The 13,340-nt window shown below is 74.4% G+C and carries 15 protein-coding genes; 7 read left to right on the top strand and 8 right to left on the bottom strand.

Annotation, left to right across the window (positions count from 1 at the left end; translation table 11 throughout):
* Nucleotides 1-53: 53 nt before the first annotated feature.
* Nucleotides 54-467, top strand: coding sequence for a DUF4259 domain-containing protein (locus tag MLUT_RS22145; protein ID WP_002856803.1), 414 nt, complete (start codon nucleotides 54-56; stop codon nucleotides 465-467).
* A gap of 46 nt (nucleotides 468-513) precedes the next feature.
* Here MLUT_RS22145 and MLUT_RS22140 read toward each other — a convergent pair whose 3' ends face one another.
* Genes MLUT_RS22140 through MLUT_RS22125 form a run of 4 tightly spaced genes read right to left on the bottom strand, consistent with a single transcriptional unit; the run spans nucleotide 514 to nucleotide 4,424 of the window.
* Nucleotides 514-2,973, bottom strand: a complete 2,460-nt coding sequence (locus MLUT_RS22140) for a heavy metal translocating P-type ATPase (protein WP_010079979.1) — start codon at nucleotides 2,971-2,973, stop codon at nucleotides 514-516.
* 4 nt (nucleotides 2,974-2,977) lie between these two features.
* Nucleotides 2,978-3,196, bottom strand: coding sequence for a heavy-metal-associated domain-containing protein (locus tag MLUT_RS22135; RefSeq protein WP_010079980.1), 219 nt, complete (start codon nucleotides 3,194-3,196; stop codon nucleotides 2,978-2,980).
* Nucleotides 3,197-3,235: 39 nt separating this feature from the next.
* On the bottom strand, nucleotides 3,236-3,616 hold the full coding sequence (locus MLUT_RS22130; RefSeq protein ID WP_010079981.1) for a metal-sensitive transcriptional regulator: 381 nt from the start codon (nucleotides 3,614-3,616) through the stop codon (nucleotides 3,236-3,238).
* 40 nt (nucleotides 3,617-3,656) lie between these two features.
* A complete protein-coding gene (locus MLUT_RS22125; protein WP_010079982.1) occupies nucleotides 3,657-4,424 on the bottom strand; it encodes an arsenate-mycothiol transferase ArsC in 768 nt (255 codons plus the stop codon).
* A 197-nt stretch (nucleotides 4,425-4,621) separates the two neighbouring features.
* On the opposite strand from MLUT_RS22125, the gene MLUT_RS22120 reads away from it, so the two are divergent.
* Nucleotides 4,622-5,866 carry an isochorismate synthase gene (locus tag MLUT_RS22120; protein ID WP_010079983.1) on the top strand — a complete coding sequence of 415 codons (1,245 nt, stop codon included), beginning with the start codon at nucleotides 4,622-4,624 and terminating at the stop codon, nucleotides 5,864-5,866.
* A 247-nt stretch (nucleotides 5,867-6,113) separates the two neighbouring features.
* Here MLUT_RS22120 and MLUT_RS22115 read toward each other — a convergent pair whose 3' ends face one another.
* Nucleotides 6,114-6,386 (bottom strand): three-helix bundle dimerization domain-containing protein, encoded by a 273-nt coding sequence (locus MLUT_RS22115; RefSeq protein WP_227448856.1) that lies wholly within the window; start codon nucleotides 6,384-6,386, stop codon nucleotides 6,114-6,116.
* 345 nt (nucleotides 6,387-6,731) lie between these two features.
* On the opposite strand from MLUT_RS22115, the gene MLUT_RS22110 reads away from it, so the two are divergent.
* Together MLUT_RS22110 and rlmN are read left to right on the top strand one after the other, a co-directional pair.
* Nucleotides 6,732-7,604 (top strand): oxygenase MpaB family protein, encoded by an 873-nt coding sequence (locus MLUT_RS22110; protein WP_012751113.1) that lies wholly within the window; start codon nucleotides 6,732-6,734, stop codon nucleotides 7,602-7,604.
* A 217-nt stretch (nucleotides 7,605-7,821) separates the two neighbouring features.
* Entirely contained in the window at nucleotides 7,822-8,994 is a 1,173-nt protein-coding gene (gene rlmN, locus MLUT_RS22105) for a dual-specificity RNA methyltransferase RlmN (RefSeq protein ID WP_474565894.1), read from the top strand.
* A gap of 75 nt (nucleotides 8,995-9,069) precedes the next feature.
* Here rlmN and MLUT_RS22100 read toward each other — a convergent pair whose 3' ends face one another.
* Both MLUT_RS22100 and aroQ read right to left on the bottom strand, forming a co-directional pair.
* On the bottom strand, nucleotides 9,070-9,552 hold the full coding sequence (locus MLUT_RS22100; RefSeq protein WP_010079988.1) for a pyridoxamine 5'-phosphate oxidase family protein: 483 nt from the start codon (nucleotides 9,550-9,552) through the stop codon (nucleotides 9,070-9,072).
* Nucleotides 9,553-9,649: 97 nt separating this feature from the next.
* Complete coding sequence (aroQ, locus tag MLUT_RS22095) at nucleotides 9,650-10,102, bottom strand: type II 3-dehydroquinate dehydratase (RefSeq protein ID WP_010079989.1); 453 nt, start codon at nucleotides 10,100-10,102, stop codon at nucleotides 9,650-9,652.
* Nucleotides 10,103-10,315: 213 nt separating this feature from the next.
* On the opposite strand from aroQ, the gene trxA reads away from it, so the two are divergent.
* Nucleotides 10,316-10,747, top strand: coding sequence for a thioredoxin (gene trxA / locus MLUT_RS22090; protein ID WP_012751112.1), 432 nt, complete (start codon nucleotides 10,316-10,318; stop codon nucleotides 10,745-10,747).
* Between the two features lie 30 nt (nucleotides 10,748-10,777).
* Here trxA and idi read toward each other — a convergent pair whose 3' ends face one another.
* Nucleotides 10,778-11,407 (bottom strand): isopentenyl-diphosphate Delta-isomerase, encoded by a 630-nt coding sequence (idi, locus tag MLUT_RS22085; RefSeq protein ID WP_010079991.1) that lies wholly within the window; start codon nucleotides 11,405-11,407, stop codon nucleotides 10,778-10,780.
* A gap of 145 nt (nucleotides 11,408-11,552) precedes the next feature.
* On the opposite strand from idi, the gene MLUT_RS22080 reads away from it, so the two are divergent.
* Together MLUT_RS22080 and MLUT_RS22075 are read left to right on the top strand one after the other, a co-directional pair.
* Nucleotides 11,553-12,101 (top strand): hypothetical protein, encoded by a 549-nt coding sequence (locus tag MLUT_RS22080; protein ID WP_010079992.1) that lies wholly within the window; start codon nucleotides 11,553-11,555, stop codon nucleotides 12,099-12,101.
* A gap of 161 nt (nucleotides 12,102-12,262) precedes the next feature.
* The gene (locus tag MLUT_RS22075; RefSeq protein ID WP_010079993.1) at nucleotides 12,263-13,339 is read left to right on the top strand and encodes a polyprenyl synthetase family protein; all 1,077 of its coding nucleotides are present in this window, start codon (nucleotides 12,263-12,265) and stop codon (nucleotides 13,337-13,339) included.
* The last annotated feature ends 1 nt before the right edge of the window (nucleotide 13,340 follow it).

Here is a 13,340-nt window from a genome sequence, read left to right as displayed (position 1 = left end):
CGGGACACCACAGGACTCTTGCCGGGGGCCCGCCCCGGGCCTAGGGTCAGGTCATGGGTGCATGGGGCAGAAACGTCTTCCAGAACGACACCGCGCTGGACATCGTGGACGAGGTCCTCGACGGCACCTTCGACCTGGACGAGTTCCGCAGGAACTTCCGTCGCGACGAGGACGAGGGCTACCTGACCGCGAGCCAGGGCGCCGCACTCCTCACCCTCGGGGCGCTCGTGCGGATCGCCCGGAACGAGGACCACGCGGACCTCGAGGCCCTGCTCGAGCACGCGGAGACGGACGAGGTGGACCTCACCGCCTTCATCGACCAGTTCTCGGACGAGGACATCGAGACCCTGCGCGAGCTGATCGGCGTGGTCATCCGCGAGCCCTCCTGCTCCGAGCTCTACCAGCTCTGGGAGGAGTCCGGGGAGCTCGAGCAGTGGCTCGAGTACTCCCGCGAATGCCTGCCCTGACCGGCCGGCCGGGCCGGGGTGGACCCGGCCCGCGCCCCGCCCCGGCTCAGCGCGCGTAGCGGGTGAGCCGCAGCGAGTTCAGCACCACGAGCACGCTCGAGGCCGCCATCGCGCCGCCGGCGATCATCGGGTTGAGCAGGCCCAGGGCCGCGACCGGGATGCCGAGCACGTTGTAGAGGAACGCCCAGAACAGGTTCATCCGGATGATCCCCAGGGTGCGGCGGCTCAGGTCGAGCGCCTGGACCACCTGGTGCAGGTCGTCGCCCATCACGGTGATCTGCGCGGCCTCGCGGGCCACGTCCGTCCCCGAGCCCATGGCGATGCCCATGTCCGCCGCGGCGAGCGCCGGGGCGTCGTTGACGCCGTCGCCCACCATGGCCACCACGGCGCCCTCGGACTGCAGGCGCGTCACCACGTCCACCTTGTCCTCGGGGCGCACGCCGGACACCACGTCCGCGGCCGGGATCCCGACGGCCTCCGCCACCTGGGCGGCGACGGCGGCGTTGTCGCCGGTCACCAGCAGCGGGCGCAGGCCCATCTGCCGCAGGCGGGCGATCGCGTCGGCGGAGGTGTCCTTCACGGTGTCCCGGACGGACAGGACGCCCGCCACGCGGCCGCCGACCGCGACCCACACGGCTGTGGCGCCGGCCTGCTCCGCGGCCTCGAACGCGGCCCGGTGCTCGGCGAGGATGCCGCCGTCGAGGGCGGTCTCGAGGACGGAGCCGCGGCCGACGGCCACGCGGACCGGATCCGGGCCGGCGGCGCCGTGCGCGCCGGAGCCGAGGGCGCCGTCGTCGTGGGGGAGGGCGACCAGCCCGGACACGCCGCCGCCGGCCGTGGAGGCGAAGTCCGCCACGCCGGGCACGGTCAGGCCGCGCTCCTCGGCGCCGGCCACGATCGCGCGGGCGATCGGGTGCTCGGACCCGCGCTCGACGGCGGCCGCCAGGGTCAGCAGGACGTCGGCGGCCTGGTCCGGCGCCGTTTCGTCAACGAAAGCGCTCCGGGAGGCGCCCGTTTCGGCCACGAAAGCGGGGTCGAGGACGAGCACGTCCGCCAGCGCCATGCGGCCCTCGGTCACGGTGCCGGTCTTGTCCAGCACGATCGTGTCCACGGTGCGCGAGTCCTCGAGCACCTCGGGGCCGCGGATGAGGATGCCCAGCTGCGCGGCGCGGCCGGTGCCGGCCAGCAGGCCGACCGGGGTCGCCAGACCGAGGGCGCACGGGCACGCGATCACGAGCACGGCCACGCCGGCGCGCAGCGCGGACGGCAGGTCGCCGGTCACCAGCATCCACACCGCGAAGGTCAGCACGGCGATCCCGAGCACGATCGGCACGAACACGGCGGAGATGCGGTCGGCCAGCCGGGCCACGCGGGCCTTGCCGGTCTGCGCCTCGGAGACGAGCCGTCCCATCTGGGCGAGCGTCGTGTCCGAGCCGACCCGCGTCGCGCGGGCCACGAGCCGGCCCGAGGTGTTCAGGGTGGCGCCGGTGAGGGCGTCCCCGGGGCCGACCTCCACGGGCACGGACTCGCCGGTGAGCAGGGAGGCGTCCACGGCCGAGGTGCCCTCGAGCACCTCGGCGTCCGTGGGCACCTTCTCGCCGGGGCGGATCAGCACGACGTCGCCCGGCGCGAGGGACTCGGCGGGCACCGTGCGCTCGTCGTGGGTCTCGGGGTCGTAGAGGGTGGCCTGGGCCGCGCCCAGGTCCAGGAGGGCCCGCAGTGCGGCGCCGGCCTCACGCTTGGCGCGGGCCTCGAGCCAGCGGCCCAGCAGCAGGAACGTGGTGATGACCGCGGCCGCCTCGAAGTACAGGCTGTGGTGGGCCATCTCCGCCATGGTCCCGCCCACGTGGGCGGTCATGTCCGGCGCCAGGATCAGCTCCACGGCCGAGAAGGAGAAGGAGACGAGCACGCCCAGGGACACGAGGGTGTCCATCGTGGACGAGCCGTGCCGGGCCGCGCGGAACGCCGCCGAGTGGAACGGCCACGCCGCCCACAGCGCCACGGGCGCCGCCAGGGCGAACGCGACCCAGCCCCAGTGCGGGAACTGCAGCGCCGGGACCATGGAGATCAGCACGAGCGGCACCGTCAGCACCGCCGCGCCGATCAGGCGCGGCTTGAGCATGTCCTCACTCGGACCGTGGGCCATGTGGTCGTGGTGGTCCACGCCGTCATGGTCCGCGGCATGCTCCTCGCCGTGCTCGGAGGTGTGCGCGTGCCCGGCGTGTCCGGCGTGTCCGGCCGGCGGGGCGGGACGGCGCACGGTGGCGCCGTACCCGGCCTTCTCGACGGCGGCCACGAGCTCCTCGTCCGAGACGCCGGCGGGCGCGGTGACGGTGGCCTGCTCGAGCGGCAGGTTCACGGACGCCGTGACGCCCTCGAGCTTGCCCAGCTTGCGCTCGACGCGGCCCACGCACGAGGCGCAGGTCATGCCGGTGACGTCCAGGTCGACGCGGCGGGTGGTCCCGGCCGGCGGGCCGGCCGGGGTGGAGGAGGCGGGGTGGGTCATGGGGTCAGGCCTCCACCAGCGTGTAGCCGGCCTCCTCGACGGCGGCGCGCGCGGCGGCGGGGTCGAGGGGGCCCTCGGAGGTGACGGTGGCGGTGGACACGCCCCCGGCGTTCAGGTCCACGTCCACGGCGGAGACGCCGGCGATCTCGCCGAGCTCCTCCCGGACGGAGGCGACGCAGTGGCCGCAGGTCATGCCGGTGATCTTCAGGTCGGTGGTGGTCATCTCGAACTCCTGTCGGGGTGGGGGGAGCGACGGCGCCGGTCAGCGCAGCAGGCGGCCGAGGGCGGCCGTCGCCTCGGCGACCTTCTCGTCGATGAGCTCGGTGCGGCCTTCCGCCTCGGCCTGCACCGCGGCCTCGGCCACGCAGTGACGCAGGTGCTCCGAGGTGAGGTTCAGGCTGAGGGACTGCAGCGCCTTCGTGACGGCGGCGATCTGCGTGAGGACGTCGATGCAGTACACGTCCTCGTCCACCATGCGGTGGAGGCCGCGCACCTGCCCCTCGATGCGGCGCAGTCGCGCCAGGTGCTTGGCCTTGTCCCGGTGGACCTCGTGCGGGGGCCGGTGGCCGTCGCAGGCGTCCGCCGCGGCGGACGGAAGGGGCGAGGCGGCGGCGGGCGCCGTCGTCGTGCTGTCCGTGCTCATACCCCCTGTTCTATACCCCAGGGGGGTATGGGTCAAGGGGTCAGTCGGCGCGGGTGTCCGCGCTCGGCAGCGGGGCGGCGGGGGCTTCCCCCAGATCGGCGATCAGACCGCGGACCTGCAGGTCCAGGGCGTCGCGCACGCCGCGCACCTGCTCGAGGCTCATGCCGCGGATCGACGGCACGGACCACTTCTGCACCTGCGCGCCCTCGGGGATCTCGAACTGATCCACGCCGTCGAAGAGCACCACGATCTCGGCGGCCCGGAGCACGTCCGGGTCCAGGCCCTTGGTGTACGTGTGGTGCAGCGGGATGCCGATCTCGCTCATCGCCTCGAACGCGGTGGAGATGACCTCGCCGGCGGGCTCCGTGCCGGCCGAGCGGGCCCTGACCTCGCCGTGGGTGCGGTTCTCGAGCAGGGCCGCGGCCATCTGCGAGCGGCCGGCGTTGCCGTGGCAGACGAACAGCACACGCGGGTGGCGCGACTCGATGCTGCCCTGGTTGATCGCCCTGGCGCGCAGGCGCGAGGCGGCATGCTGCACCGCGGTGGTCGGCAGCATCTCCGGGTGGCGGCTCGTCGCGGCGAGCTCGGCGTAGGAGTCGAACAGGAGCTGACGCACCGTCGCCTCGTCCGCCACGCCGGGGAAGCGCGCCATCAGCGGCCCGACCTCGCGCTCCAGCACGTGCGCGGCCATCCCGTGCGGCACCGGGTCCACCGCGGCGGGGGTGTCTGGCGCAGCCGTCGTGTCCAGCGGCATGTCGTCCACCGCCGGTGCGTGATCGGCGTGGGGGTCCGGGGGGATGGGGGTCATGGTGCGAGTCCTCCGGGGAAGGCGGTCGGTTGAACGCGAGGTGAACGGGTGCCCCCACCCTGCGACGTCGGGTGTGCCGGCGCAAGCCTTGACGGGATCCCTCCGCGCACGACGACGCCGCTCGCCCCCGCCGTCGGGGCGGCGGCCGAGGCCCGGGCCCGGAGCGGGGTCCGCCGAGGTGGGAGAGAATGGGGGCCATGTCTGCCCGCTCCCTGCTCCCGGACCTCGGCACCCCCGCGACCGGGACCCCCGAGGCCGCCGTCCCCCCGTTCGCCCGGGCGGTGCTGTGGGCGCACGGGGACGACGCGTGGCGGGGCGAGGGCGGCTGGACCGTGCTCCTGGACGGCACCGACCGGCTCCGCCGGCTCTCCGCGCTGTGGCAGGCCGCCGTCGCCGGGCGACCGGACCCGACGGCCTCGCTGCGGGGCTGGATCTCCTCGACCTTCGCCGATGACTCGCCCGAGCCCGCGGTCCTGCGCATCCCCGCGGATCTGCGCCGCGCCACGCCGTCCGGCGTGCGGGACGTGGCCCAGCACGTGGACGCGGACGCGCTCGCAGCCGCCGTCGCCGCGGACCGCGGAGCCCGGCTGCTGGCCGACGGTGCGGTGCCCCTGCCCGCCGACGTCGCCGACCGCGCCTGGGACGACGTCGGCTACGCGGCCGGGGTGCGCGAGCTGCTGACGCGGATGGCCGACTCGGGCGGGGAGCTGGCGAAGGTCGTGATCAGCCGCACGATGACCGTCCCCGCGGACGACGCCGACCTGTGGCGGGCGATCGGGGCCCTGCGCCGCGAGTACCCGCAGACCTGGGTGTTCGCCGTCGGCGGGCTGCTGGGCGCCACGCCCGAGGTCCTCGCCACGCGGCACGCGGGGCTCGTGGGCTCGCGGGTGCTGGCGGGGTCCATGCCGCGCGGCGCGGACGAGGTGGAGGACGCCGCGCTGCGCGAGCGTCTGGCCTCCGATCCGCGGCTGGCGGAGGAGCACCGCTGGGCCGCGCGGTCGGTGCTGGACGCGCTGGCGCCCGTCGTCGACCTTGCCGACGACGACCCCGTGCCCACCGTCCTGACCCTGCCGAACGTGCACCACCTGGCCACGTCCGTGCGCGGCCGGCTGCGGGACGGGCGGGGGACCGTGCTGGACGTGGTGGCCGCGCTGCATCCGACGGCGGCCGTCGGCGGGACCCCCACGCCGGACGCGGTGCGGGTGATCGCGGAGGTCGAGCCCGTGGACCGCGGCCGCTACGCCGGGCCGGTCGGGTGGCTGGACCAGGACGGCGACGGCGAGATCGCCCTGGCGCTGCGCTGTGGCCAGCAGGTGCCCGGCGGGGTGCGGCTGCAGGCCGGGGGCGGGATGGTCCCGGGAGCGGTGCCCGAGGAGGAGGTCACGGAGATCCGGGCCAAGTTCCTGCCGATGCGCCGAGCGCTGGGCGTCGCCGAGGACTGAGGCCCCCCGCGCTTTCGTTCGGGAAACGGCGGCGTGTCGCGGTGCTTTCGTGTGGGAAACGACGCCGCACGCCGGATTCGCGTGGGCGGCGATGGAACGGCGCCCCGGAGCGTTCACGCCGTTTCCCGAACGAAAGCGTTCTGGCACCCGCCGTTTCCCGAACGAAAGCGTCCTGGGAGGCGAGAAGACCCGCCGGCCACGGCCCCTCGCGGGGCGGGCCGACGGGTCTTCGCGTCGATGTGAGGGATCAGGCGGCGACGGCCATGGCCTCGTGGGCCGGCGTCGCGGCCTGGAGGCGGCGGGTGGCCTCGCGCTCGGCAAGGGCCGGCAGGAAGGTGGTGATGCGGGCGCCGCGCTTGAGGTCGGCGACGACCTCGCGGACGACCGAGCGGACGGTCTCGGCGGTGACGGTGCCCTCGAAGCGGCGGAGGAGGGTCTCCTCGACGCGCTGGAGCACGTGGCGCTGCATGAGGGGGCTCGGGGCGGTGGGCAGGTGGTGGCTGGTCGTGTTGATGCTCACGGTGAGCACCTCCTTCGGTTGCCGGACCATGAGTCCGGCGGATCGTCGCGGCGGGGCCGCGGGTGATGAGTTCGGTGGAGTCCCGACCTCGCGTTCCGTAAACGCTAGGTGAACTGCTTGTGAACAAGTTTACAGATTCCCTCCCAGGGTGCAACTCCGTGTTCACCAACGTGACCTGAGGCACTCCGCCGCGCATGCCTGCATGCTGCGAAATCGGCGCAATCATGCGGTTTTCGGATCGAGGTGCCACGAGCGGCAGGCGAACAGCAAGATGAACAGAAGCTGAACGGCGCCGTTCATCTCGGCCCCCTGCCCCTCCGCCCGGCCCGGTGCGAGGCTGGGACCATGCGCCCCGACCGCCACTCCGCCCCGACCTCCGCGGCCGCCCTCGCCCGCGAGGCCGTGATCCTCGCCGGCGCCGGTGCGGCGATCCTGCTCCAGGTGGCGCACCGGCCGGTGGGGGCCGGCGTCGCCGTCCACTCCCGGTTCACCGAGGACCCGATGCGCCGGCTCCGCCACACGCTCGCCTACATCTACGCGGTCACCCTCCCCGAGGCCGCGCCGTTGCGCGACGCGGTCGTCGACCGGGTGCGGGCGGCGCACCGCCCGGTCCGCGGGCTCGACGCCGGAGGCCACCCCTACGACGCCGCCGACCCGGACGCCCAGCTCTGGGTGGCCGCCACCCTCTATGCGATGGGGGAGCAGGTGCGCCGCCGGATGTGGGGCGCCCTCGACGCCGAGGACGCCGACCGCCTCTACCGCGGGTACGCCCCGCTCGCCACGAGCCTCGAGGTCCCCGCCTCCGCCTGGCCGGTCGACCGCGCGGCGTTCGCGGACTACTGGGACGACCGGGTGGCCCGGCTCGAGGTCACGGACGACGCGCGGCGGGTCGCCGCCGACCTGTTCTCCGGCCAGGGCGTCCCCGCGCCGCTGCGGGCGGCTATGCCCCTGGCCCGGTTCGTCACCGCCGGTCTCCTCCCAGGCCGCGTGCGCGCCGGCCTCGGTTGGTCCTGGACTGGGCGGGACTCCGTCCGGGAGGCACGCCTCTGGGGGCTGGCGCGCACCCTGTACCGGCCGCTGCCGGCGACGGTGCGCAGCGTCGTCGTCCGCTGGGTCCTGCGGGGGCTGCCCCGGACGCGGAATCCGCGCGGCGCCGTCGACGTGGAGGCGACCCGCCGCGAAGTCCGCCCCGTCTGGGAGAATGGTGCCGATGTCTGACTACCAGCCCCGCCGCCCCGGATCGAAGCCCACCCCGAACCGCCAGAGGGACCGCGCCGGCAAGCCGGCCCTCGGCCGCCCCGAGCGCGGCCTGATCGACGAGTCCGAGGCGCGCCAGCTCGCCGAGGACCGAGAGCGCATGCGCCGCGCCGGCGTCGGCCACCAGCTCTCCGCGCCCAAGCGCCGCGAGGCCGCCACCGCCGAGCGCCCCCAGGTGATGCCGAAGACCGAGGGCTGGACCCAGCCGATGGGCCCGGACGGCCGACCGCAGCTGCAGTTCAAGCAGCCGCGCGTCTCCCAGCCGCCCACCCACCTGGCCGACCTCACGCTGAAGGAGCGGCAGGAGAAGGCCAAGGAGATCGGGCTGCCGGCGTTCCGCGCCAAGCAGCTCTCGGTGCACTACTTCGAGCACTACACCACCGATCCGGAGCAGATGACGGACCTGCCCAGGGACAAGCGGGAGGCGATCGCGGAGGCGTTCTTCCCGCCGCTGCTCACCGAGGTACGGCGCATGGAGACCGACCGCGGGGACACCATCAAGTTCCTGTGGCGGCTGTTCGACGGCGCGCTCGTGGAGTCCGTGCTGATGCGGTACCCCGGCCGCGTGACGCTGTGCGTGTCCAGCCAGGCCGGCTGCGGCATGAACTGCCCGTTCTGCGCCACGGGCCAGGCCGGGCTGACCCGCAACATGTCCACGGCGGAGATCGTGGAGCAGATCGTGCTGGCCAACCAGGTGATCGCCCAGGGCGGACTGGGCGGCAAGCGCAAGGACGGCGGGCACGACGCCGACCGCGTCACCAACGTCGTGTTCATGGGCATGGGTGAGCCCCTGGCCAACTACAAGCGCGTGATGGCCGCCGTGCACCGCATGGTGGACCCCTCGCCCGAGGGCCTGGGCATGTCCGCGCGGAACATCACGCTGTCCACCGTGGGCCTGGTGCCGGCCATCCGGAAGCTGGCCGAGGAGGGCGTGCCGCTGACGTTCGCGCTGTCCCTGCACGCGCCGGACGACGAGCTGCGCGACGAGCTGATCCCCGTGAACTCGCGCTGGAAGGCGGACGAGGCGATCGACGCCGCGTACGACTACTTCGTGGCCACCGGCCGCCGGGTGTCCATCGAGTACGCGCTCATCAAGGACATGAACGACCACGCGTGGCGCGCCGACCTGCTGGCCAAGAAGCTCAACGCCCGGGGCAAGGGCTGGGTGCACGTGAACCCGATCCCGCTGAACCCGACGCCGGGCTCCATCTGGACCGCCTCGGAGAAGGACGTGACGCGCGAGTTCGTGGACCGGCTCAACGCCGCCGGCATCCCCACCACCCTGCGCGACACCCGTGGCAAGGAGATCGACGGCGCGTGCGGCCAGCTGGCGGCCGAGGACGTCGACTGACCTGCCGAGGCCCCTCGCGCGGCGCTCACCGGCCCGTCCGCGGAGGAGCCGCGGGGCCGGCGTCGGGAGGCGCCGTCAGAAGCGGACGGTCTCGCTGTCGCCCGGCTCGGCGGTCCCGCCGGTGACCTTGGCCTTCACCATCTCGACGGCGGTGGCCACCGCGCCCGGTGACTCCCAGAACTGGGCGGTCTGCACATCCACGCGCACGAGCACGATCTGCGGATCCTCGGGGCTCGAGCCCTCACCGAAGAACGCCTCGGTGGCCGGGTTCCAGAACTCCTTCTTGCGGGCGTCGTCGCGGACGAGCTGACCGTGGCCCGCGAGGGAGGCCCAGAAGTCCTTGTCCTGCACGGCGACGTTGACCGGGCGCTGCGGAGCGTCCGCGGCGACGTCGGAGGTGGAGCGCGTCATGAACCAGAGCGTGCCACCGTCCTCGGCCTGCTGCAGGCCCATCGGGCGGGTGACGAGCGTGCCGTCCCGCTCAGCGGTGGTCAGCATGCAGACGTGCACCTTCGCGAGCCTCTCGAGCAGACGGGCGCGGGGATCCTGGGTGCCCATGGCGTGACTCCTTCGTCGTCGGGTGCCGGCGGCCTGAATGCGGCCACCGGTTCGTAGCACCGACCCTAGGCACGGCCAGGCGGGGTCTGACCAGCGCTCAGCGGCGCACAGCCGCGGCGAGCCAGTCGACGGCCAGGGCGTAGCCCTGGACGCCCGCCCCGGCGATCACGACGTCGGCGACGGCGGAGACGTGCGAGTGGTGTCGGAACGCCTCGCGCCGGTGGATGTTGGAGATGTGCACCTCGGCGATCGGCCGGTCCACGGCGGCGAGGGCGTCGCGGATCGCGATGGAGGTGTGCGAGTACGCGGCGGGGTTGATGAGGACGCCCGCGTGGGAGGTGCGGGCCTCCTGGATCCAGTCGATGAGCTCGCCCTCGTGGTTGGACTGTCGGAAGTCAACGGTCAGCCCGTGCTCGGCCGCGCGGGCCTCGGTGAGCGCATGGACGTCGTCGAGGGTGGCCGTGCCGTAGACCTCGGGCTCGCGGGTGCCGAGCAGGTTCAGGTTGGGGCCGTTGATCACGAGCAGGGGCAGGGCGGGAGTGGCGGTCATGCGGTCAGTCTAGGAAGCGACGACGACGGCGCCCGTCTCGGCCACGACAGTGCGTGGAAGGCACCCGTTTCTCGAACGAAAGTGCCGGGACACGCCGCCGTTTCCCGAACGAAAGCGGGGGTGGGGCGGAATAGGTGCGGCGGGGCGTCCGTTGTGGTCGGCAGGACGATCGCCGACGCGCTCGCGTCGGCCCCGCTGACGAAAGGACCCACCGTGGCCACCAAGGACCTGACCCTCGAGGAGTTCGGCTCCACCGTCGCCGAGAACGACACCGTGCTCGTGGACTTCTGGGCCGGCTGGTGCGGCCCGTGCCGCCAGTTCGCCCCCGTGTTCGAGGCCGCCTCGGAGAAGCACGACGACGTCGTGTTCGCCAAGGTCGACACGGAGGACCAGCAGCAGCTGGCGGCGATGGCCGGCATCACCTCCATCCCCACGCTCATGGCCTTCCGCGGCGGCGTGCTCGTGTTCTCCCAGGCCGGCGCCCTGCCGGGCACCGCGCTCGAGCAGCTGCTCGAGCAGGTCAAGGGCCTCGACATCGCAGAGGTCCACCGCCTGGCCGAGGAACAGCAGGGCCAGCAGGACGAGGCCGAGCCGGGGCAGGACGAGGCCGTGCAGTCCACGGCCGACGACGTCAACGGCCGCTGACGACCCGCGCGTCGTGGCCGCGCCGCCCGCTCACCGCGGGTCGAACGCCCCCTGCCGCCACTGCTCCACGAGCCACGGGCTGAACGCCCGGGGGACGGCGGCCAGGGCGGCGGCCAGACCGGCCGGCTCCACCCAGCACCACTCCGCGACCTCGTCCCGCTCCGGGGCGGGGTCGCCGTGCATCCGGGCTCGGAACACCGGGCAGACCTCGTGCTCCTCCATGCCGGAGGCGTCCGCGGCCCGGTAGCGGAAGTCGGGGAGCACCTCGACGACGTCGGACACCTCCACGCCCAGCTCCTGCGGGGCGCGGCGCAGCACGGCCTCCGCGGGGGACTCGCCGGGGCCGGGGTGCCCGCAGAACCCGTTGGTCCACACCCCGGGGAACGCCGCCTTGCCCAGCGCCCGGCGGGTGAGCAGGAACCGGCCGGCCTCGTCGTACACGTGACAGGAGAAGGCCAGGTGCAGGGGCGTGCCGCCGTCCTCGGTGCGGCGGTGGACCGCGGCCTTGGCCTCCGTGCCCACGGCCTCGCCCGCCGGGGAGAGCAGGACCACGCGCTCGACGTCGTCGGGGCCTGCGACCGGGACGTCCGAGGCCGCCATCCACGGTCGGACGACGGGGGAGGGGCGGTCGTGCGGGGAGGGCGTGGCCGGGGTCTGCATGCCTCTCAGTGTGGCAGGCGAGCCGGGCCGCCCATCAGATGTGGGCCACGTCACCTCGGCCCGATCCCGACGGCCGGGCGTGGCTAGAGTGCTGAGGTCGGCGCCACACCCCGGCGCGTCCCACGTCACTCCAGGAGAGCATCCCATGGCCTTCGCCGCCCTGTCCCGTTCCGCCCGTCTTGCCGGCCTGTCCGCTGCCGCGCTGCTGGCCCTCACCGCGTGCGGCGGTCAGGACTCGTCCGACGCCGACGCGTCCGCCTCGACGACGGCGCCCGCCTCCGCGTCCACGCAGGGTGCGGAGTCCTCGTCCGCCTCGGCGTCGTCGCTGTCCGCGGCCCCGGCCGACTACGAGGCCGGCACGTGCTTCACCGCCCCGCTCGGCGCGCGTGACCTGTCCTCCTTCGAGACCACCGACTGCGAGGGCGCCCACACCGCGGAGTACCTGTGGGCCGTGCCGGCCGTGGCCGAGGGTGAGGAGGCCGACCCCGCCGCCGCCCAGACCTGCACCGCCCAGGCCCAGCGCCTGAGCGAGGAGAAGGAGGACCAGCTGAACGGGGCCGTCCTGACCTCCTCCGAGCTGGGCAACTACGGCACCGACGAGAAGCACTGCGTCGTGTACGGGGTCTCCGGTGAGTGGGAGGGTCAGATCGTGGACCCGGAGATCACCCTGGAGACGGCGTCCGCCGACGCCTGATCCCGCCGGCGGCCCCGTGCGTCGTGAGATCGCGCCGCCCGGGACCGCCGCGGATGGACGCGGGACCGGCGCGGCCCGTAGTGTCTTCTGCGTCCAGAAGTTAGACGGTCGAACAGGTGCGGCGGTCGGTGCCGCGTCGTGTCCGCCACCGAGGAGGCGCCATGGGTGAAGCGAGGACGGGCGGCGAGGCCGCGCTCTCCGGGGTGACCGCCGAGCTGGACGCCGCGCTCCGACACGCCGCGGCCCAGGCGCCCGGATCCGCCGCCTTCGCCGAGCTGCTCGACTCGCTCCACGTCCATGTGGGCGCCGGCAAGCTCATCCGCCCCCGTCTCGTCGAGCTCGGCTGGCGCCTGGCGACCGCCGACCCGGTCCCTCCGTCCGGCCGCGCTGCCGTCGACCGACTCGGGGCCGCCTTCGAACTGCTGCACACCGCGCTGCTCGTCCACGACGACGTCATCGATCGGGACGTGCTGCGGCGCGGCCAGCCCGCCGTGCACGCCTCCGCCCGGCACCGCCTCGAGGCCCGCGGGGTGCCCGCCGCGGACGCCGCCCACGCCGGGGTCGCCGTCGCCCTCATCGCGGGGGACGTCCTGCTCACCCAGGCGTTCCGGCTCGCCGCCACCTGTGCCGCCGACACCGCCCGGGCCGCCGAGGCCGCCGCCGTCGTCTTCGACGCCGCCGCCGTGACTGCGGCCGGCGAGCTCGAGGACGTGCTCCTGGGGCTGTCCCGCCACACCGGTGAGGAGCCCGATCCCGACCGCATCCTCGCCATGCAACGGCTCAAGACGGCGCACTACACGGTCGGCGCGCCCCTGCGCGCCGGCGCCCTCCTGGCCGGGGCGGATCCCGACCTCGCCCGGGCGATGGGCGAGGCCGGCGCCGACCTCGGCGCCGCCTACCAGGTGATCGACGACGTCCTCGGCGTGTTCGGCGATCCCGGGGAGACCGGCAAGTCCGCCGACGGCGACCTGCGCGAGGGCAAGGCCACCGTGCTCACCGCCCACGGCCGCCGCATCCCCGCCGTCCGCGCCCTGCTCGACGCGGGCCCGGCCACCCCCGCGGACATCGAGGCCGCCCGCCGCGCCCTCGAGGCGGCCGGTGCCCGGGAGCACGCCCTCGACGTCGCCGCCGAGCTCACCGTCCGCGCCCGCGAGCGCATCGCGGCCCTGCCCCTGGACGAGACGGTCCGGGCGGAGTTCGCCGACGCCTGCCACGCCGTGCTGACCCGGAGGTCCTGAG

This window comes from Micrococcus luteus NCTC 2665 (assembly GCF_000023205.1).
Taxonomy (GTDB): Bacteria; Actinomycetota; Actinomycetes; order Actinomycetales; family Micrococcaceae; genus Micrococcus; species Micrococcus luteus.
Note: the sequence above shows the minus strand (reverse complement) of the source record. Positions and strands in the feature narration are given on the sequence as shown.